The sequence below is a fragment of the Pseudoalteromonas sp. Of11M-6 genome, from assembly GCF_022347905.1.
GTDB lineage: Bacteria > Pseudomonadota > Gammaproteobacteria > Enterobacterales > Alteromonadaceae > Pseudoalteromonas.
The window spans coordinates 36,347-59,060 of record NZ_JAKRFW010000006.1 but is presented as its reverse complement, the minus strand read 5'-3'; the positions used below and the strand labels follow the sequence as shown (position 1 = coordinate 59,060).

Below are 22,714 nucleotides of genomic sequence, written 5' to 3'. Positions count from 1 at the left end.
GTGTTTATATTTCTACTATAGTTTGTTTTGTGAGATAACGCAGGTGGCAAATGTGAGCAAGTATTTTAAAATAATCTCCCTAACCCTTTTTTCCCTAGCCTGCTTAAGTGGTTTTTACCTCGAAATTAACGAGTTTAATAAAAATCGTGTGGTTCACCAGAGTCTGACTTTATACTACAACAACCTTTCCGCCCTAGATAAAGCGATTGCAGTGATCTTTAGTCTGCAACGTGAACGCGGCATGTCCACGGGGTTTAAGTCCGAAGAAGAACACGACGCGCGACTACTTGCATATTATCAGGAAACGGACGAAAAAATAATAAGACTCACTGCTGAAAAACTCACGAGCATTAATAACTTCGATCAGTTTCAATTGACCATAAAAGACGATATACAAACACTGAGAAAGCTCAATAGACAGGCAAATATCAACCACGAGCAACTATTTCTTCGCTACACAATTTTGATTAATCACTTAATCGATACAGTCCGAACCATACAAACTGAGCAGTCCTTCATCCATAATCTTGGTAGCAATGAGGATAAAACACAGTACCAGAATATTCACACACTTATCAGAGCAATTGAGTTAGGGGGCAGACTCAGAGCTAAGATCAGCCGATACTTAACGGCAGATGAAGAGGCCACTAGATTAAGTGCAATGAGAAGCGCGCTACAATACTACGCCACTCATGTCACACTGATGGACAGCCTCAAAGATAATCAAAATACCGTACAGCTATACAATGCCGCTACGGCGTCTAGAGAGTATGACTATGTCACCTCAGCCCTAAACCGCTTTAGCCGTGGAGCTGAAATCAACTTACCACACTATGTGTGGTGGGATAACAGTACTGCCTATTTGAACTTGCTCGCTAGTGGCAGCCTGAATTTACTTGAATATATGAAGGACTCTGCTGCCGCATCTATGCAAAACTCACAAGAGCGAGCTCAAACCTCACTCATTATCTCTTTGATCATTGCGCTGCTTTATATCATTTTAATTTGCCTATTGATTAGAGCGTTTACCGAATTAAAAATATATAAAACGGCTCCACTTAGAACACAAACCGCACAGCTCATTGTAATATTTTCGTCAGTACTTGCCGTGCTATTTGTGGAACATTTTGCAAGCCAAAAGCAGCTATTGTACCTCTCTGAAGTGCAAACTCTTAGGCAGCTGAACAACCACTCATTGGAGCGTATCAACCTCCTTAAAACGCTATGGTATAAGCCACATATAGAAAACCTTAGATATGCCAGTATTAGCACCAATGCCAATCTCACTAAACCGTCTCAGTTGCAAACGCTAGTCGTTAATAATCTTAATAACACTCAGTATGTAGACAAAACCCAGGTCGCGTCGTTTTATTCTCAATATCAAGAAAGTTTGCACCGTGGAGGGATAGTTACACAAATTATAAAGGGTAATGATGGTCACCGCATATTGATTATGACGGGTCTTGGGCTATCCGATAAGGGGCTGACGGACACACTGTATTGGTACGAAGTTCAGCTGGATGTCTTACTTAACAGCTTAGAACTCAGCCTTGATACTCGCCTAGAAAACGCATCGGGTTACTACACTAAGCAGGAAGTCGAGGCGATTAAAATTAGCGGCACACATACTCCACTAAGCCAATTACTGTTTACTAATAATATTGACCAAACCGACTTTCTAAGTGCAAAAATCTGGGATCAGGAACTTCAAGTGGGTACCTATGCCTATTCACGTGAAGCGTTTAATCAAGATCTCTTCTACACCATAGAAATTAAGTTTATCTGGCAGGTGTTGTCATTAGTTGCATTTTGCTTATTTGGTCTAGCAATTAGCTATCGCGCCCAACAAAAAGCAAAATTAGACAAGCAAGCTGCAAAAGACGCGATTCAAAAGCATCAAACTTTATTGAATTCATCTGAAAAGCTTGCCGCTATCGGTAGTTTTGAAATATCGGCTGGCCAATTTTATGGTCATACCTCCGAAGGGTTTAGAACTTTATTTAACTTAGCACCTGAGCTTGAGCACCACAACTTAAAGCTAATCATCAAATCGCTCGATGCAGATAACAGACAAACCTTGTATTCAAACCTTCGGGCATTAAACCTCGCACAATCTCAAGAATTTCAGCTGACGATTGAAGAAAATAGCAGTCACCGTTATTTTAGCGTCATATTAAACTTAAAATATAATTCTAGTGAGAACACACAATTTATTGTCGGTGTCGTAAAAGATATAACCACTCAAGTCAGTGAGTCCAATCGTCAACAACGAATGCAAGAAGAGCTTATTGCTACAAGAAAGAAAGCACTAGAGAAAATTCATGAAGTAGAAGTTGAAAGACTCTCTGCTCAACACTTACTTAGAGTTCAGCTCTCCATCGATAAGCTGCTTCAGGAAGCTATTGACTCCTTACCCGCTTTTATTTTGCTACTTGATGAAAACCAACACATAGCCATGCTGAATCAGTTTAACCCTTATATAAGTGTGCAGGCTGAAAACAAGAATAAGTTTATGGGTGTATTTTTCAATATAGGTTCAGCCATCGAAAAGTGTGTTATGCAACTTCCGATGGTGGACAACAGCGAATTACTGTCCATGTTAGAAGAGGCAAAAGACAAAGAACAATATCAAGCACTAACGACGTGCCAGTATGTCAGTGAAGATATCCAGCACTGGTTCAACGTGTTAGTGAAAAACATCACCACAGATTCTGGGAAATACACCCTCATCTATCAGAATGATATTACTAAAAGCATCAACTTTTCTGCAGAGCTTGAGCAAGCTCGCATAAAAGCAGAGCAAGCAAGTGAAGCAAAGTCTCGTTTCCTAGCAACAATGAGCCACGAGATAAGAACGCCGATGAATGGCGTGGTAGGCATGCTAGACATTCTCGCACTATCTAACCTAGATCACGAACAGCGCCATCTCATTATGGTAGCAAAAAATTCAGCCCAACTAATGCTCAGAATTATTAATGATATATTGGACTTATCAAAAATTGAAGCTGGGAAAATGCAGCTTGAATCGATAACATTTAGCTGGCAAGAAATTATTAAAGAACTCGCGGAGCTCCTCGCATATCAAGCGGACTCTAAAAAGCTCAAGCTTGCTTTTTATCTCTCATCACAGTTACCAAACTGGCAATTAGGAGATCCGATTAGGCTACAACAAATTTTATTAAACCTAATCGGTAACGCGTTAAAATTCACCAAAACTACCGCCACTGCCTCCGGCTTTGTAGAAGTGACTATTGGGCGCTCTCCCGATAATGGTTATATGGAAATTAGCGTAAAGGATAATGGTAAAGGCATGTCCGAAGAACAAGTAGAAAACCTTTTTAAGCCATTTGTTCAAGCAGATAGCAGTATTCAACGCCAATATGGCGGTACCGGGCTGGGCCTTTCCATTACCCACAAACTTGTTGCCATGATGGAGGGGGAAATTGACTGTAGAAGCCTAGAGGGTTTTGGCAGCAACTTTATTGTCACTCTGCCATACTGTGAAGCACCAAAACAAACCAGCGCTATTAGCTTAACTTTAGACAGACTAAAAATTGCCGTAGTGGGCGACGGGGACGAGTTTGAAAAAGACATGCAAAATCAACTTCGCATCTATGAAGCCCAATGTGAAATATTCCCTCGAGAGCTGTTTAACTCGCAACTAATTGATAGTCAACAATTTGATTATCTCGTTATCACTGCTGAAGCCTTCCAACAACTCACGACAGAAGGAAAAGAAGTGTTCAACGCAAAAAGCGAGTGCAAGTATATTTTGCTAGACAATAATCAGGATAAGCTTCCCCATGCAAATAATATCAACGTCTCAAACCTCGCGCTATATCCTTATTACGCTTATAAAGTTGTTTCACACATCGCCACCTTAGAAGGGCTAATTGATAGTGAATCAACAAATGACGACAGCAAGACTAAATCCAAGTCACTACCCACAATAAATGAAGCCCAATCACTAAACAAGCTTATCTTAGTCGTCGAGGACAATGTTTATAATCAGGATTTATTCAAAAGACAGCTGGCACTGCTTGGCTATCAATGCATTATTGCCGACAATGGTAAAGTTGCCTTGCAGCTACTCGAACAGTATCACTTTTCGCTTATTATTTCAGACTGCCATATGCCTGTGATGGATGGCTATGAATTCGCAAAACAACGTCGCGAGCATGAACGTGAACGCAATCTAGAGCACATTCCTATCATTGCTGCAACGGCTAATGCGTTAGACGGTGAGAAAGATATTTGCTTTAACGCCGGGATGGACGATTACGTTGCAAAGCCCATTGTCTTGCAGAAATTAAACAAAAAGCTAAAAAAATGGTTTTCGAGCAACATTCCAACAAACAGCCAAGAAGCGGAGAATGCTCCCTCACTGATTGAAAAGCTAGAAGCACCAACTAAACATTTCGACCTATTAGTCCTTAGTGAGTATGTAGGCTCAGATAAAGAGTTACAGAGTATTTTCTTAAGAAGCTTTGTTGACGATACAAAAAAACTGTTACAAGGGGTAGACCTAAAAAATCCCGAAAGTGTCAAGAATAGTGCACATCAAGGGAAAACCTCGGCAAAAGCAGTCGGTGCAACACAACTTTCTGAAAAAATGGCAGAACTTGAGCATGCAGCCAGGGAAGGTAAGCAGATAAAAATTGAAAATTTATTGAATCAATGTTTAATACTTTTTAATAATGCAGAAGCTGAAATCAATTCTATACTTAGATAGAGGGTTCGTTGTAGCCATTAGTCCACTTAACATTGAGTCTTTAAGATGAATGAAAAGCACCTCATTGTCGCTATCGACGATAGCAAAATTACTCTTACTCAACTTGAAATGCTTATTTCTAACCAACGAAAAGTTCGTTTTAAGGGGTTTATTGATGGTCAGCAAGCATTACTTAGCCAAGAGCTTAAAAATGCAGCGATAATTTTACTAGATATTAATATGCCCAATATTGATGGCGTCGAGATGCTAAGAAAGTTTGCTGAATTAAAAGTACAAGCTCCAATAGCCTTACTAAGCGGTGAAAGCAACCTCTTAGTTAGAAACACCGCCACACTTGCACAACTTCATGGCTTATCAATAATTTCATGCCTTGATAAACCCTTATCAGCCTCTAAGCTTAATGAACTACTGCGAATGCTTGACTCTGGGCTTAAACCCGAAGAAAAGCCGATGCTTTGCAAGCGATATGGTTCAGATGAAATTCATGATGCCCTCATACGACAAGAGTTTTCGGCTTTTTTTCAACCCAAAGTAGCTAGTGCTTCAGGTAAGGTCATCGGTGCAGAGGTATTGGCTAGATGGAACCATGGCGATGATGGACTTGTGCTCCCTTCTCAATTTATTAATATAATGGAGGACAATGGAATCATTCACCTTTTGTCGACTAGCTTGTTGAAACAAACGCTTTCGCTTTATGCCTCAAACCGAGCAATTCTGAGTGAACTCAAGTTCAGCATAAACCTGAGCGTGATAGAGCTGAGTGATATAAAGTTACCTGAAAAATTAAGTGCAATCTGTGAAGACCTTTGTACCCCAACTTCAAACATTATAATTGAAATAACAGAAAGCCTCCTTTTGAAAAATATTAAACAAGCTCTAGATATATTACTTCGATTAAAATTAAAAGGTTTTAATCTTTCAATTGATGACTTTGGAACTGGTTACTCTTCAATAAAACAACTAAACGATTTGCCATTCGATGAATTAAAAATAGATAGATGCTTTGTTAATGGCTGCGCCCAATGGGAAAATAAACGAATCATCATAAATAATACGTGTGAAATGGCGCACCAACTTGGACTTGAGGTTGTCGCTGAAGGAGTAGAAACAATTGAGGATTTACTGGTAGTTCAGAGCTATGGAGTGGAGTGTGTACAGGGGTATTATTTTTACCCACCTTGTTCTCCTTTTGACTTTTTGCAAATTATTAAGACCTCAAATACACAAGTATTAAGCTCCAGCGGGAGCTGAAAGGTTAATTGACTCTCGGGGATAGGAATCTATGCATAAAAAAGACGTTGAACACGCACAACGACATCCAAAGGTGATTATTATTTGCGACGATCCAGCTGAAATGACTGGCGTTGTTGATATTGTTGCTTCTCAAGTCAATGAATACCGTACTCTCACTAGTCATAAAGAAGTAGCTGAAGTGCTAACTGAGTCTCCACCAGATGTCATTGTTATTGCTCGAAAGACAGTCGCAAAAAGCGTCGAAATCTATAGTTTGCTCGCCAAGCATGGCTTACTTAACTATGCTCATGAAAATATTTTACTGTGTGAAAACAAAGAGTCAGGCGTGGCCTTTCGATGTTGTATGAAAGGTATTTTTACCGATTATTTTGTCTACAAACCGATGTATGAGAACTACCGATTTCGTATGATCTTACATAATGCTTTGGTTCGTACGGAAGGCACGTCTGAGGTTGCTAAAATCAGAGAGGAGCATTTTGGTCGCATAGATGACAAGCTAAAGCAATTGATTGATGATGCAGCTTTGTATCATCAAAAAGCGGATGAAACGCTACAAACGGTAAGACGTAATCTCGACAATGAAAAAGGGATTAATAAAGTTCAAGATGACTTGCTAAATGAATTAAAACAAAAACACTTATCGCCACTGCTGGATGAACTAGAACACCAATTGGCAGATAGCGTTCATGAATTAACAAAAAGATTGAAAGATAAACAATTCTCTATCGCTGAGCTTACAGCATTGCTGAGCGAAAAAGACAACTCTAAGTGCGCGCAATTAGCGCAAAATGTATTGCCAGTAGGTGATACCGGTGAGGTTGATGTTAGCGAACCAAAAGCGCTTGAAACCAAGCAAGAAGAAGTAAAAATAATGGTAGTGGAAGACAACGAAATTTATCGTGAGATGATAGCCAAGATCCTACGTGATGAGGGGTATAAAGTAGACTGTGAAACCAGCGGGTTAGGTGCTATAAAAACATTGAGAAAACATAAATTCACCATGGTATTTATGGACTTATTTATGCCAGAGCTTGATGGCTACAATACAACCAAAAATATTCGCAATATTCCACATTGTAAAAAACTTCCTATCATTGCGCTAACCAGCAATAAAAACAAAGATATAATCAGAAAGTGGGCGTCTTTGGGGCTCACTGGGTACATCACCAAACCGTCTACCAAATCATCTATTTTAAAAGCTGTGGAAAAAGCACTTACGGAAAACCAATAAGTTGCGTAAAGTACAAATCAGCAAACATTATCAAATCGAGTTCTGCCATGATAAGCCATATCAACTCTGACGTAAGTTTCGGAGTTGTAATACCAATTCGCCTAATTAAGTGATCTATTTTGAGGTGAATTGGTAAAAGTGGCCGCATAAACCAACAATGAAGTGAATGATGACTAGAAAAGCAACAACCCTGAGCCAATACACTACTCGCTTAAATATTGTTATTGATTACATCTATAACAATATTAATCGCGAACTTGATGTGATCACGCTTGCTGATCAATGCCATATGTCGACTTATCACTTTCACCGTGTTTATCGCTCAATCGCTGGGGAAACCATCAATGCAACCGTAAGAAGAATGCGACTACATGTTGCTGCAGGTATGTTAATTCGCACCCAAGACTCCATTGCAAAGGTGGCTGAGCAGACCGGTTATGCAAGTATTGAAGCGTTTAGCCGAGCATTTTCTCAACGATATAAGCAACCACCTAGCCTATTTCGCCAACATGAACAGGCCAAGGCAAAAGGCTGTGCGGCCGAGTTTTATATCATTAAGGTAGAAGAGGATTCGAATATGTTTAATGTAGAAATAGGCAGTAATGAGCAAATGACGTTAATCGGACTTGAGCACCATGGCGATTACATGCAAATCGGTCAAGCATTTGAAAAATTAAACGTACTGGCGCAGCAACAAGGCTTATTAGGTGCGGATACGCGTTTCTTTGGTGTATATTTTGACGACCCAAAAACCGTCGAGGAAAGCAAACTAAAATCAATGGCAACAATTTTAGTGCCAAAGACAACCGCATCTCTCCCAGAGGGGCTTTGTGAATTCGCCATTCCATCGGGCAAAACAGCTAGCCTACTTTACCAAGGTGACTATGCTTCTCTTGAAACGCCTTACGAGTACCTGTTTGGACAATGGTTACCTAACAGTGAGTTCGAACCTGCCGATGTGCCTGTTATCGAAGAATACTTAAATGATGTTAGAGATACACCACCACACGAGCTTCTCACTCGTATCACTTGTTACATTAAATAACTGATTTTTATCCTGTTCAGGGGTTAACTAATCTAAACGCGACTAAGCATCGACTGCTTAGAAATAATAAGGAGGGACTTCCCTCCTTATTTATTTGCGAACCAATTAGAACCTATAGTTAAAGCTCAATTTAGCATTTCGCTCGTTGCCAGGCGTGCCACCTAAGAACAATGCTTTACTGTAATAACGCTCGTCAGTTAGGTTTTCAAGGTTTAGCTGAATATCGAACTGCTCAGCATCGAACTTAATTGCAGCATCCCAGCGAGTATAACCATCAATAGTTGCCGTAGGCAGGCCGAAAGAAACAGAATTAATTGTTCGTTCACTCTCATAGTTAATTCCAAGACTGTACTCTAGAGTCCCTCCAAACCAATTAGCTGGCTGGGTATACTTCACCCACGTGCTGGCAAACTTTTTCGGTACCCCTTTCATTTGACCTGAGCGTTCATTCGAACGGATCTCAACAGCATCTTGATAAGTCGCGTTCATATTCACACTGATTTGGTCGTTCAATGCTAAATTTAAGTCAAGCTCTACACCTTTTGACTCATCTTCATCATCGAAGAAATAGCGTGGAACGCTGACATTGTAGTCGTCACCTGGCTGCTCGTTATACTCAGGATTGTTATACATTAGGTTTGTGCGTTTAGTTTCGAACCACACTAATGAGCCCAATAAATCTTCATCAAAGGCAGTAAAACGCACACCAATATCTAACGTTTCAGATTCAGAGTCAGGTCTGTTTTTACGATTTGCATCAGCTTCATTTTCTAGACTACCCAGTACACTGTATGCAGTACGACCTTTTGCCATATTTACAAAAGCAGAAAGCTGAGAGGTCACTTGATAATTCAAGCCAATATTATACGTCATACCTGCATCATCCGTGTCCAGCTCTTCACTCTCTTCTGGTGAACGATCAGTACCTAAATGCTGATATTTTTGTTCAACGCTAGTATATGCAAGACCAGCACGAGCAGTTAGTGCATCAGTGATATACACCACTTCTTGTGCACTAATGCCATACGCCGTAAGCGTTTTATCGTAGTTACTACGTAGCGATGGGTCATAATCCTCGAATTCGCCTGTTGGCCAGTTTGGACTGCGAATGTCTAAGATATATGGAATTGAACCTTTACCATCGGCATCATATGCAGACCAACTTTTTAAGCGCATATCACGATTTTCATAGTTAACACTGACTAAATGCTCACCGCTCAAAGAAGCCATATCCCAAGTTAACTGTAAATCAGCAAAGTACTGCCAAGTTTTTTCGCTGGCAACTTGACGGCGATACTCTTGACGGCGAGCCGCATAAGGATATAGCACATCATCAATCACAAGCGGAGCTCTTGGGTTTGCATTGATCACACCATTGCGCTCCCAATAAACATAATTGTAAGCACCTGTTTGGCGAACAAAATCAGAATCATAGCTACGCCATAATACCTGCTGGGTTAGCTTCGAGTTGCGATTTAAGTACCAATCGTGACGAAGCTTTATCCGTAACTCTTCACCTTCATTAGGACGAGATAAAGGAGAAATCAGATTCCCATCGCCAAGATTAAAAGGCTTTAGGCCATCGCCAATACGAATTGACTCAGCAAGTTGCGCGCGCTGTTCATCATTCAGCTGTACACCTAACCACTTACCTTTCTCAGCATCATATTGTGGGTCATTTGGCAAGCGATCAGCTGTAACCAGTCCTGGTTGCCCAGTAATGCTATCCCAGTTAATAATCCGTACCGGATCGCCAATTGAATCTACTTGTTGCGAATCATCAATATAGGCCGCTGAAAGTAAAAATGAGTGCTCGCTGCTTGGGTCGAAACGTAAGCTTGCATAGATTTCGTCTCTATTAGATTCTAGATCTCGATAGCCGTCGCTACGCTCATGGTTTGCAACAACACGGTAGGCAAGCTTGTCAGTAATTGCATCTGTAAAATCAACGCCCAAACCATAAGTATTCCATGCGCCCACTTTACCGTTAATTGAGAGCGCTTGTTCAAACTGTGGCTTTTTCTCAACTAAGTTAACTACACCACCTGCAGCACCAATACCATAAAGGCCTGTAGCAGGACCTTTTAACACTTCAATACTTTCGATATTGGTTAAGGAGCGTGTTGGGTTAAAGCTGTTCCCTAAGTCCGCACCACCATACATACCATCGTAGGTATAGTTTACGCCTAGGCCACGAACCATTAGTGAATCACCAATGCCGTAGTTATTACCGGCCTGAGACAAACCACTTACGTTGCGTAGTGCTTCTTGTAAAGTCGCTGCGCTTTGCGAATCTAATAGCTCTTTGTCAACAACAACAACCGCGGCGGGGGTCTGCATAAGATCCATATTGGACTTAGTTGCAGTTCCAGATTGCAAAATAATTTTATTATGTTTGCCATAAACACTGATTTTTTCTATGTCTTCAGAAGCAAAAGCCGTTGTGCTTGCACCTAGTAAAGCCAACTTAACCGCAACGCATGAGGCGGAAAGAACAGAAGAGCGAGAGTATTGCATTTTTAACTCCAAACTACGCAATTGGATAGTGGTGAAATAAGCCAAATACCTATTTCAGAAAATAATTTATCAGAGAGGGGGCAAAGTTTAGCAAAACAATGGTAATGATAACAACTATCATTTACATTTTAAAAATGTAATGTTTTTTGCAATACACGAAAAGATGATAATAAAGTGTAACAGATGGATATTTTTATTTAGCGAGCGTAATCTAACTTCGTTATTTGCTCGCTTCGCGGCTTACCCAATTTTGTAAACCGCGTTAGATTAAAACAATCCTAGCAGCGTCGGATATAACTCATAACAGGTAAAGCTCACTTCAAGCCCAATCAAGACTAAAAGAAAACTGACCAGATGCCCCACTTTTACTTTTGAACAAACATAAGCGCCTAATGGAGCACCAACGACCACAATCGGTATTGCCGCTAGCAAATAGCCATTTATTTCACTGCTGATCGTATTGAGGTGCCACGCATTAATGCTACTTCCAATCAATGAGGTAAACGTCATCACCACGACGGAGGTTGCAGTCGCCTTTTTCACATCTGCATTATAAGCAATCACCAACAAGGCAAAGAGTGCAATATCTGCACCCGACCCTACTAATCCACTCGCTATACCTCCGATTAACGCTACGGCCATAAAGCGTAGCATTTTAGGTTGGATAAACTCACTGCTAGGTTGATGATGTGCCTTACGCCACCATCTCAAAATCAGTGTTAGTGCAAAGCAGAGCAACAAAAAACTAAAAATAGACTTAACGAGGAGCCTTGGTGCCAGAGGCGCGATATACAATAGGCTGAGCGTTACACCAAGCGCAGCCATTGGCAACGCCATTAAAATAACGTTTTTATATACCGGAATACGGCGACAGAAAATAGTAATGGTCGCCGCTGTCATACCAAAACTTTGTATCGCGAGAGAAAATACCTTGGCCGTAGCGGGATCTATGTCTAATAATTTAGTCATCACAGGAAAGGCGACGGCGCCACCGCCTAATGCCGTTCCACCTGCCACAAACGATCCCAACGCCATGGTCAGCGCAATATGGGATTCACTGATAATTTGACCAAGTGCTTGATAAAAGCCTTGTACCCAGATCAACGTAGCGTACACACCCAGTGTAAAAAATAAGGGCCACATCGTCGGTTTTGTTATTCGTTGCAACATTATTCATCCATTACTCAAAGAGCCTTTCCTTATTAATACCCGTTACCATACTCATCTAGTATATGAGCGAACGCAATTAAACATGATGAATACACTTTTTTCAAATTAAATTTACATTAAAAGTGAATACACCTGAATGCAATAAACACATCCTCAATAGTTGAAACGCACGCCTATCTCCCTTATTATAACTATAAATAATTACTTATTACTTTTTGTTATATCGGTAATTTGCTTATACCTAAAGGCACAATCATGACAGTAGAATCGGTGTTACCTCAAATATATCTAGATGCTAATGCAACAACCCCTGTATTAGAGCAAGCAGCAGACGCAGCATTGGTTACCATGAAAACCATGTTTGGTAACCCGAGCAGCAGCCACATTACAGGCCTACAGGCTAAGCAACTGATGGAACAAACTCGTCAAAAAGCACGTGCGGTGCTGGGTTCTGGTCATGGTCGAGTGATTTTCACCAGTGGCGCAACAGAGGGCATCCAAACCGGCATACTATCAGCCCTTTGTGAAGCAAAAAAGAAGATACAGCCAAACAAAAAATATACACTACTTTACGGGGCAACTGAACACAAAGCAGTACCAGAGTCACTTAAACATTGGAATCAAATTTTAGAAATTAATGCCGATGTCAAAGCCATTCCGGTTGATGGTGCAGGTAATCTGGATTTAGCGTTTATCGCAAATGAAGTACCTAATGCGCTAATGATTTGCACTATGGCTGTCAATAATGAAACCGGTGTATATCAAGACCTGAACCAATTAGAAAACGTAATAAGAAAGCATAATTCAAATATTTTTTGGATGGTTGACTGTGTTCAGGCACTGGGTAAACGCAATTTAAACCTAGCGAGAACAACTATTGACTACGCACCTTTTAGCGGTCATAAGCTCTATGCACCAAAAGGCATCGGTTTTGTTTATATTCGAGAAACCGCGCCGTTTACGCCATTTATTGCTGGCGGTGGTCAAGAGAGCGGTTTACGCTCAGGGACAGAAAACTTACCTGGCCTTGCCGCGCTGAATGTGATTTTTGATGAACTGCTAAAAGAAAATGACAGCCAATTTGCAAGCGTAGATAAACTACACGATTTTCGAAATCAACTAGCACAAACGCTCAAAGATGCGTTCCCGACTATTGTATTTAATAATCACTTCAGTAATAGCGTTCCGACTACACTAAACTTTGCAATTCCGGGATTTAGCTCAAAAGAAATCATGGATTTGTTTGACGCAGCAAACATCCGTGTCAGCTCGGGCTCAGCGTGCAGTTCAAAGGTAACGCGCAGTTTTGTGCTAGATGCCATGGGACTCCCTGCATGGCAAAGCGAATCGGCTATTCGACTGTCTTTTGGTCCTGCCACAACCCAAACTGAAATAGACGCGGCGTGTGAGCGCATTCTCCATTGTGCTCAGGCACTCGGTCACAGTTGTCTCATGCAAGCGGCGAATGGCGTTAACAATAAAGAAGCGCTTGACGGCCTAGTACAATTTAAAGTGGGTGGTGCATGCTGTTGGTTGTTTGCTGATAAGCAGTCAAAAACGGCGATTATTATCGATCCACTTCCTGAGCTGGTAGAACGTCTTAATACGATATTGGAATGCCAGCAGCTAACACTGCTCGCTGCGCTTGATACACATGGGCACGCCGATCACGAATCGAGTCGAACCACACTGAATTTACCAAAACAAACATGCGACCATTTAGGCTGGCCAACTCAAACTACACAAATTGACTATAAAGGCCAGTCACTTGAAGCGCTAGCTATTGGTCATTTCCGTCTTGCAAAACTAACCACCCCAGGACATACGGAAGATAGCGTCACCTTTATGCTATTGGAGCAACAACAAGATAAGTACGCCATCAGATACGTTTTTTGTGGTGACCTAATCCTGATGGGGGCATTAGGTAGAACCAACTTCTCCACCAGCTCACCAAAAGCGATGCTGAATAGCATTCAGTTACTTGCTCAGCTCATCGACACAGATACCTTGTTATGCCCAAGTCACGACTACAACAATGAGTTTGCAACCACCCTAGCGGCAGAGTGTAGTCGTAATTTACTATTAAATAGTGTGCTTCAACATGACATTGCGGTTGATGTATTTGTTGAGAAAAAGGCGCAAATAGACAAAAACATTGTTGATGAGGCTGGCAGTGAGATCATGTGTGGCGCAACGGTTTGCAATAAAAACCAATTTGAATTGCACGAGTACAACACAACAGAGCTCAATGCTCACATCGCTAACAACGAAGGTGTGCTGTTAATTGATATACGTGAACCGCATGAATATGCTCTAAATCACAACAGAGCGTTTGATCAAAATGTGCCACTAACCCGCCTTACTGACTTTATTTGCAAACAAAGCCAAGACAAGACGAAAGAGTTGGTGTTGGTGTGTCGCAGCGGCAGTAGATCACAAGTTGCAGCACAGGCGCTAGCACGACTCGGCTTTAATAATATCGGACATTTAAAAGGAGGGTATGCACTCATCCCATCAGCATAACCTTCACTGTTTCCTTTCTAAAGCCCCTACAGCGCTCGCTATGGGGCTTTTTTGATCTCACTTTTCATCACTACCGTATGAATACTAAAAATGACTAATACCAATTGGCTTAATTAAGTGATCTATTTTGAGGCGAGAAAACCTTGTCGATAACCCCGCTACCGCGTCCTGCTCTCGCCAAGGTACCTACATCCGTGTAGGCAAGACGAAAATTTTGCTATTCAGTTGTTCTAAATGAGAAATTTTTAACGCAGCTAGCGTCAGATTGGCTCCTTCAAATTGAGCAAATATTAAGACTAATTGGTATAAACCCTAAATGGCTCATAAGAAAGTAAACCTACCTTATAAAGTATGTCCTATTTGCAAACGCCCATTTTATTGGCGGAAAAAATGGCAAAGAGATTGGGAAAACGTTAAATACTGCTCAAAGCGCTGTGCTGCTGAGCGCCGCTTAAGTATAGGGCACAACAATTAACAAAACGTGGCGAATGTTGTAACTAGAATAATGCTTTGTAATATTTGCAAATTACAGAACAATAATATTGATAATCACTCTCATCTACAATATCATTTGCGCAAACTTAGATCATAGGGATTAATCATGCGCTCATTTAAATACAAATATCCAAGCCTTATTGCCAGTGTTGCATTGGCGTTGTCTTGCTCGGCAATTGCACAAGAGCAAACAAAACAAGATAAAGACGACATTGAAATTATCGAAGTTAGCCCAAGAGGACTAATTTCATACGTTAGCGCTACTGCATCAAAAACAGCAGTTCCAATCGTCAAAACACCTGTTTCGGTTTCTGTATTAACAGCACAACGTATTTCTGATTTAGGCGCAGAAACGCTGCAAGATGCGATTGGGTATGTTGCAGGTGTTTATAATGGGCCATATGGTGTTGATACTCGAGGCGACTGGTCTAAAATCCGTGGTGTCGACCCCTTACTCTATGTTGACGGCCTACAAAAGCTGTTTGGCAATTACAACAATACCCGTACTAACCCTTATGCACTTGAAAGCGTAGAGATCTTAAAAGGTCCTTCATCCGTGCTTTATGGACAGGGGTCTACAGGTGGTATCGTCAACGCAGTATCAAAATTACCAAAAGCAGACACTGAAGGTGAGATCTGGGCACAAGTGGGCAACTACGACCGTAAGCAACTAGCACTTGATTACAACACCACATTTGGTGAGCAGCAAGAGTATCAAGCACGTGCTGTTGCCATGTATCGAGACAGCGGCACACAGACCGATTATGTTGATGACAACACCCTGATGCTTGCACCAAGCTTTAGCTGGCTTGCTTCAGATGAAACTAAAATTACCTTGCTTGCCAACCTTCAGAGAAATGAATCAGGCTCTTCAACGCAATTCTTCCCGCATGAAGGCACTATTCTACCTGCAAAATATGGCCAAATTCCCAGTGAGCGTTTCGTCAGCGAGCCTGGCTGGGATAAATACGATACTGAGCAACAAGCGATCACCGCTATTGTTGAGCACAGCTTTGATTTAGACACACATGTTAAGTTTTCTGGTCGCTACAGCGATAGTTCATCCGAGTACCGTACCATTTATTCTTGGCCACCAAAATTTGAAGCAGACAAACGCACTGTTAAGCGTATTGCCAGCCTCACCGATTCAAGTGCACGTAGTGTGACGATGGATCTTCAATTCCATAAATATTTGGAACTGGATGCGGTTAAACTCACTATGGTATCGGGTGTTGATTACCAAAATGCGGATACAGATTCTGATCGCGGCCGTGGCGTTGCAGCTCCACTCGACTTGTATAACCCAGTGTATGGACAAAGTACAGCGTTACCAACAGCAGTTGTCGATAACCCTGAAAACACGTTAAACAATAAACAGCTTGGTGCTTATGCTCAAGTTACTGCTGAAGTGAATAGCTGGGTACTCAATGCGGCACTTCGCTATGATGATGTTTCAAATCAGGTGCAAACGGCAGGTGCAATCAAAAATAGTCAGAATGCCACAACAGGTCGGATCGGTTTGCTTTACCAATTTGAGAATGGCATAGCGCCCTATGCTAGCTATTCAGAATCTTTTAAGGCTGTATTTGGACAAAAACCACAAGGTGGCGCATATAAACCGCTAGAGGGTGAACAAATTGAACTCGGCTTAAAATATCAACCAACGGGTACCGAACACCTTATCACTGCATCTATATTTGAAATTAAAGACAAAAATCAAATACGGAAAGTTTCCCCCGAATTTGAAGTACAAGACGGTGAAATCGCGGTCAAAGGGTTAGAGCTTGAGGCCCAACTTGAGTGGCAGCACCTTGATATCTATGCAGCATATTCTTATTTAGATACGGAACAAGACGTTTCTCCGCTGTCACCTACAGAGCTCTATGTAGCACAAGATTTGGTTACGCTCATCACAGATGATACTCAGCTCTCAGCAACACCTAAGCACTTAGCTTCAATTTGGGCGACGTACCGCGCAGATGAATGGCTTCCAGGGCTAAAATTTGGAGCGGGTATTCGACATGTAGGAAAAACCTATGATGGCAGTCGCACAGTTGAATTAAACGGCCAAACACTACATCAGCAATTAGTGACTAATAACTTTAACCTTATTGATATGATGATTGGCTATGACATTGAACAATATCAATTCAGTTTACAAGTCGATAATGTCACCGATAAAACGGTTATTACCAGCTGTTTGTTCCGTGGCGATTGTTTCTATGGACAACGTAGAACTATCAGCGCTAACGTGAAATACAAGTTTTAACGGCTAAATTATAAGAACTAAATCGCCCTAGAACCGAGACCAATGTTCATAGGGCGATGACTTAAAACTGATAGCTAACAATAAAACTACCATCAGCACGCTTTTTATGAGACTCGCCGCTTTCGCCATAACCAGCCACCAGCTTCACACTCCATCCAGACTGATTTATACCCGAGAAGTGATAGCTATAACTTAAACCTGCGCCATTGGTGGTTTCATCATCAAGTAAATCGATAATTGGCTCAAAAATACCACATGTAATATCATCATCTTCACATGCAGGGCCAGCATCTCGTGCCCCCAAAGCCCCTAACACCACGCCTATTGCATGTTTGTTATTATCAGACACCGCTTTCTCATAGCCTATAGAAAATCCATCATCTAAACCGATAAGGTAATTTCCGTACCACCGACTATTACTATCGGCTTGTGGAAGAGAAAGTTCGATTTGACCAAAAAATGGATAGCCAGTACCAACAGAAAAATCGACCGAATTGGCAATGCTTGCGGTGCTGATTAGCAAAGCAGAAATACCAAACGTAGCCTTTATCAACGAAGAGAGCATTGAATTTTCCTTATATAACTTTCGCACAAAACTAGCAGTAAAAGTTCCCAAATAGAATACGTTAAATGTAACGAAATATAATACCTATCACATCAACAAATAGGTGAGTTCTGTTATTAGCTCATCCACATCGGCGCGGCTCACTCCCATATGCGTCACAAATCGCATGCCTTGATATCCTGGAGTGATATTGATGCTCTTTGCCTTTAACTGCTTTGCTATAGTAAAAAGATCAATGCCAACTTCCACTTCGGCGAAGATAATATTCGTCTGTACTAAGTGCTTGCATGGCTTAAACCCAGGCAGTTGCTCAAGTTTATCAGCTAAATATTGCGCGTTTTGATGATCTTCCTCGAGACGCTCTACATTATGTTGCAAAGCATAAAGACCAGCCGCCGCGAGCATGCCCGCCTGACGCATACCACCTCCAAGCATTTTTCTAAGCCTTCTCGCCTTTTCTATCAATGCTTTATCACCAAGCAATAAAGAGCCAATCGGCGCGCCAAGTCCTTTAGATAAGCAAATAGTAAATGAATCAAAATGCTTTACAATTTCTGTGATATCAACCTTTAACGCGACTGCAGCGTTATAGACTCTTGCACCGTCAAGGTGGAGCTTTAAGCCATGTTCGTCACACAGCGCTCTGGCTTGTGCGATATATTCTAGACTTAAAACCTTGCCACCAATGGTGTTTTCTAAACTAAGCAGCTTCGTTTTCGCAAAATGAAAATCATCAGGTTTAATCGCTTGCGTAATTCTTTCTAAGCAAATACTGCCATCGGCCTCGTTTTCCAATGGTTGCGGCTGAATAGAGCCAAGCACAGCCGCTCCACCCGCCTCAAATTTATAATTATGCGCCTGTTGGCCACAAAGATATTCATCCCCTCTTTCACAATGGCTCATCAGGGCAAGCAGGTTTGCTTGCGTGCCTGAGCTGGTAAACAGTGCAGCTTCAAAACCATGACGCTCAGCCGCAAACTGTTCAAGTGCATTCACTGTCGGATCATCACCATAAACATCGTCACCAAGCGGCGCGTCAAACATGCTTTGTTTCATGGCGGGGGTCGGTTGCGTAACCGTATCAGATCTAAAATCCATCAATCTTATCCTTGTCAAAAGAGGAGCACACAGCATAATACCAATTGAATTAATTCTCTAATCAATTTGAAGGGTGAAATAGCTTCAAGATAGATCATTTACTTAATACAACTGGTATAACTGAAAAACGCGGATTGAAGTAAAAAACAAGATGAAAAAGGGAGTTGTTCACTCCCTTCAAGATCCGTTACTTTTGCAGTGTTTACTGCAACCCGGGCCAAGTACCATTATCAATGGCTTTAGGATAACCCGCATCGACTTTGTCAAAAGTAATGCTATATCTTAGATAGCGACCGTCAGCTAAGAAGAAATAAGCACGCGTGTCGTTCCACTTTAATGCTGCACTTATCTTTGTCGCATAGGCACCAAGTCCCGGCCAAGTATTATCGTTGACAGCTTTGGGATACCCACTGTCCACTCGGTCATCTCCCAAGTCATAGCGTAAGTATTGACCATCATCTAGGAAGAAATACACCTTATCGGACGTCCAACGAAGGGTTGCGGTTATTTTATTTGCGTAGGCAGCAAGCCCCGGCCAAGTATAGTTATCAATTGTTTTAGGGTAACCTGCTCGTACCTTATCGTTCTGTACGTCATAGCTTAGGTATTGACCATCCGATAGGAAGTAGTACACCGTACCACTGTCTTTATAAAAACTTGCACGAATTTGTTCTGCATAATCGCCAAGTCCCGGCCAGTTGCCATTAGTCACCGATACCGGATAGCCATCATCCGTTTTATCTAACACAGTATCGTAACGCCAGTAGCGTGCATCTTCAGAGAAAAAGTAGCTTTTAGTATTGTGCCACTGATGCGCCGCACTGAGTTTCAGCTCGGTAACTCGATAACCAACATGCACACCCTGTTGCTCAAAGCTATAGTTATTGATGCCAGATACGGGCTGCGGGTCTTGCCACTGGGCAACACCCGCAGGCAAAGTTTCAATCAGTTGATCATTTCGATAAACACGCGTTTGTACATTCGCACCATTTAGCCACGTAAATAGTTTATTGCCATAATTGAGTTTACGAATTCCTAAGTCACCATACATTGGCGTGCTTTCAAAACCCGCTTGCACATTTGTTTCAATGCCCATGTAAGATAAAATGGTCGGTACAATCGCTGTTTGTGCCGGATAGCCATATAAACCAGAGAAATCGGTATTAGCAGGATTAACATCTTTTGAGCTAAATTCTTTATTCAACACTTTGTTAGTGGCGATAAAGATGGTTTTTTCCGGCTCGGTTTGCTCACCATGATGACAGCCAACAACCGGTGTACGGCCATGATCAGTGGTGACCATCACCAACCAGTTCTCACCGCTTTGCTCTCTTGCTTCAACCGCGTCGAGCAGTTTACCCAGTCGCTTGTCTGCATCTTCTACCGATTTATTGTAGGCAGAACCAAAGCATAAGCTGTGGCCCACAGCGTCCGGTTCATCTAAATGTAAAAAGACAAAATCTGGTGAGCCGCTGTTTAAGGTAGCCAGCGCTTTATTTAAATTATCGTCGTCGCTGCCTCCCTCCGATCTCCTGTCCATCAAGGCAACATCGTCACTGAAGAATTGTGTATGAATAGGTCCCCAAGTACTAAAACTTGAGATATCGGCGTTAGCATCATGTTCTGCGATGTAACGATAAAGACTGGGATAGGCTTTGTTTGCTAGGCCTGAGTCGTTGCTCGGCACTTGATGCTTATTCACCCAAACCCCAGTTAAAATTGTCGCCCAACCTGGGCCACTTTTGGTTTTTTGCTGTGTTTGTGTTTTTGCGATCCCGCCAGTGTAAGCTTGATTTAGATATAGGCGATCAAAGTTCGGTGTATTATTGGCACCAATTTTTTCGTATTGCAGGCCATCGATACCAATAAGCAATACTTTGTTTTCAAATGCATCTGCACTTGCGGTAAATGAAAGTGCAAGTAATGCACTGCTAAGCACGGGTAATTTCATTATCTTTCCTTTAAATGTGAATTTCTGGACTAGTCCAAGAAAGATAATAAATCCCAAACATGAAAAATCGTTTACAAAAAAATTACATGAAAAAATATTTTATCGCAGGTTTTGCTAATACCAATTTACTTAATTAAGTGATCTATTTTGAGGCGAAAAAATCTTGTCGATAACAAGGCGAAAATTTTGCTATTTAGTTGTTCTAAATGAGAGATTTTTAACACAGTTAGCGTCAGATTTACTCCTTCAAATTGAGCAAGTATTAAGACTAATTGGTATAGTCAGGTTTCGCTTCCAAACTTTCGCTTAGCTGCTCCAAGCTCTTACCTTTGGTTTCTTCCACAAACAAAAATACCAGCGCAAACGAAAGCAATGAAAACAGGCTGTACAATAAAAAGGTGGTGCTTGCCCCTAAATACTCAAGCTCCCACGGAAACACTAGTTGTACAGTAAAACTGGCGGCATTATTAATCACACCGACAACGGAAATCGCAACGGCTCGAATTGCATTTGGAAATATCTCCGAAAACATTACCCACATGACTGGCCCCAGCGACATCGCGAACGACGCGACAAAAAGGGAAATCCCAAGCAGAACCAGTTTTGCTGGCATATTAATACTGTGTGCGAAAATCACTGACTTGTATTGCCGGTACTCATCTGCAGTTAAACGCTGTTTTATCGCGTCATTAAATGCAACGTCGGAGGTGAAAGTCTGGCCTAATATTGGTGCTAATGCATGCACAGGAAAATCGGCAACTTCTGTCTTAATTTCAGCAATATGTGCTGTATTTAGCTGATAAGTTGCTTGTTTAAAGCCCCAGCTACACAGCGCCATACTAAAGCAAATGCCCGTTAACCCGATGAGTAACAATGGCCGCCGTCCGAGTTTATCTATGGTCAATAGCGCAACGATGGTAAAAACCACATTGATCAGACCAATCCAAATCGCTTGCATAAATGCAGCATCAGTACCAATACCGCTTTGCTCAAAAATGGTCGGGGCATAAAAAAACACCACATTAATCCCGGTGACTTGCTGCGCGATGGCAAGCACAACCCCTACCATCAAAGGGACACGAAGTCGCTTACTAAACAAACTGCCCATTTTGCGCGCAAGCGACAAACTACTCAGTTGCAGTTTAGGTAACGCCGCTTGAATAGCATCAAGTTGCTGTTGTGCATTGTTGCTACCAAATAATCGCGTTAATGTGCGTTTAGCCTCTAGCTGCTGATCTTTCATCAATAACCACCGAGGGCTTCGTGGCAATAACAGTAACAACAAAATCCACGCCAGTGCTGGCAGCGCCTCAACACCAAGCATCCAACGCCATGTTTGAGTATCTATTTGCCAACCAGACACCCACATTGCTTCGCTATGACTGAGCTGAAGTAAGAAATAGTTAGTGAAATAGGAGATAAATAGGCCAACGACTATATTGAGCTGATTAACCGATACTAAACGCCCGCGCTGATCCGCTAAGCTGATCTCAGCAATATACATGGGCGCCACCATCAAAGAACAAAATGCCATTCCACCAATGAAACGCGCAATCACCAATGCTTCAAACGAAGTTGCGAAAGCCGAGCCAATCGCAGAGACAAAATACAAACACGCAGTCATCAGCAATGTTTGCTTACGGCCAATAGCGTCTGCCACCGGTCCTGCAATAAGTGTTGCGACCAACCCTCCTAAGGTAGGTGCACTCACGACTATCCCTTGCTGCCATGGGGTGAGCTTAAAGGCCTCACTGATAAAGCCAATTGCACCCGAAATCACCGACGCATCAAAGCCAAAAATAAACCCGCCTAACGATACAATTAAGGTGTACTTTAATGCATTGGATATCGACAGGCTGGTCAT

The 22,714-nt window shown here is 41.8% G+C and carries 13 protein-coding genes; 7 read left to right on the top strand and 6 right to left on the bottom strand.

Annotated elements, in window-relative coordinates; translation table 11 throughout:
• The first annotated feature begins 52 nt into the window (after nucleotides 1-52).
• From MHN32_RS04600 to MHN32_RS04585, 4 genes are all read left to right on the top strand, one after another.
• On the top strand, nucleotides 53-4,732 hold the full coding sequence (locus MHN32_RS04600; protein ID WP_239421053.1) for an ATP-binding protein: 4,680 nt from the start codon (nucleotides 53-55) through the stop codon (nucleotides 4,730-4,732).
• A 45-nt stretch (nucleotides 4,733-4,777) separates the two neighbouring features.
• Nucleotides 4,778-5,983, top strand: coding sequence for an EAL domain-containing response regulator (locus MHN32_RS04595; protein ID WP_239421052.1), 1,206 nt, complete (start codon nucleotides 4,778-4,780; stop codon nucleotides 5,981-5,983).
• 31 nt (nucleotides 5,984-6,014) lie between these two features.
• The gene (locus MHN32_RS04590; protein WP_010607500.1) at nucleotides 6,015-7,217 is read left to right on the top strand and encodes a response regulator; all 1,203 of its coding nucleotides are present in this window, start codon (nucleotides 6,015-6,017) and stop codon (nucleotides 7,215-7,217) included.
• 166 nt (nucleotides 7,218-7,383) lie between these two features.
• Nucleotides 7,384-8,262 carry an AraC family transcriptional regulator gene (locus MHN32_RS04585; protein WP_233525275.1) on the top strand — a complete coding sequence of 293 codons (879 nt, stop codon included), beginning with the start codon at nucleotides 7,384-7,386 and terminating at the stop codon, nucleotides 8,260-8,262.
• A 105-nt stretch (nucleotides 8,263-8,367) separates the two neighbouring features.
• On the opposite strand, the gene MHN32_RS04580 is transcribed toward MHN32_RS04585, so the two are convergent.
• Both MHN32_RS04580 and MHN32_RS04575 read right to left on the bottom strand, forming a co-directional pair.
• The gene (locus MHN32_RS04580) at nucleotides 8,368-10,779 is read right to left on the bottom strand and encodes a TonB-dependent receptor (RefSeq protein WP_010607498.1); all 2,412 of its coding nucleotides are present in this window, start codon (nucleotides 10,777-10,779) and stop codon (nucleotides 8,368-8,370) included.
• A gap of 267 nt (nucleotides 10,780-11,046) precedes the next feature.
• Nucleotides 11,047-11,949 (bottom strand): sulfite exporter TauE/SafE family protein, encoded by a 903-nt coding sequence (locus MHN32_RS04575; protein WP_102058578.1) that lies wholly within the window; start codon nucleotides 11,947-11,949, stop codon nucleotides 11,047-11,049.
• A 255-nt stretch (nucleotides 11,950-12,204) separates the two neighbouring features.
• On the opposite strand from MHN32_RS04575, the gene MHN32_RS04570 reads away from it, so the two are divergent.
• From MHN32_RS04570 to MHN32_RS04560, 3 genes are all read left to right on the top strand, one after another.
• Nucleotides 12,205-14,472, top strand: coding sequence for an aminotransferase class V-fold PLP-dependent enzyme (locus MHN32_RS04570; protein WP_010607496.1), 2,268 nt, complete (start codon nucleotides 12,205-12,207; stop codon nucleotides 14,470-14,472).
• Nucleotides 14,473-14,788: 316 nt separating this feature from the next.
• Entirely contained in the window at nucleotides 14,789-14,947 is a 159-nt protein-coding gene (locus tag MHN32_RS04565; RefSeq protein ID WP_102058576.1) for a DUF2256 domain-containing protein, read from the top strand.
• A gap of 126 nt (nucleotides 14,948-15,073) precedes the next feature.
• A complete protein-coding gene (locus MHN32_RS04560; RefSeq protein ID WP_102058575.1) occupies nucleotides 15,074-17,236 on the top strand; it encodes a TonB-dependent siderophore receptor in 2,163 nt (720 codons plus the stop codon).
• A 61-nt stretch (nucleotides 17,237-17,297) separates the two neighbouring features.
• Here MHN32_RS04560 and MHN32_RS04555 read toward each other — a convergent pair whose 3' ends face one another.
• From MHN32_RS04555 to MHN32_RS04540, 4 genes are all read right to left on the bottom strand, one after another.
• Complete coding sequence (locus MHN32_RS04555) at nucleotides 17,298-17,801, bottom strand: hypothetical protein (RefSeq protein WP_239421051.1); 504 nt, start codon at nucleotides 17,799-17,801, stop codon at nucleotides 17,298-17,300.
• Nucleotides 17,802-17,888: 87 nt separating this feature from the next.
• Nucleotides 17,889-18,899 carry a low-specificity L-threonine aldolase gene (gene ltaE / locus MHN32_RS04550; protein ID WP_239421050.1) on the bottom strand — a complete coding sequence of 337 codons (1,011 nt, stop codon included), beginning with the start codon at nucleotides 18,897-18,899 and terminating at the stop codon, nucleotides 17,889-17,891.
• 202 nt (nucleotides 18,900-19,101) lie between these two features.
• Nucleotides 19,102-20,850 carry a hemopexin repeat-containing protein gene (locus MHN32_RS04545; RefSeq protein ID WP_239421049.1) on the bottom strand — a complete coding sequence of 583 codons (1,749 nt, stop codon included), beginning with the start codon at nucleotides 20,848-20,850 and terminating at the stop codon, nucleotides 19,102-19,104.
• Nucleotides 20,851-21,118: 268 nt separating this feature from the next.
• Nucleotides 21,119-22,714, bottom strand: a complete 1,596-nt coding sequence (locus MHN32_RS04540) for a sugar porter family MFS transporter (protein WP_239421048.1) — start codon at nucleotides 22,712-22,714, stop codon at nucleotides 21,119-21,121.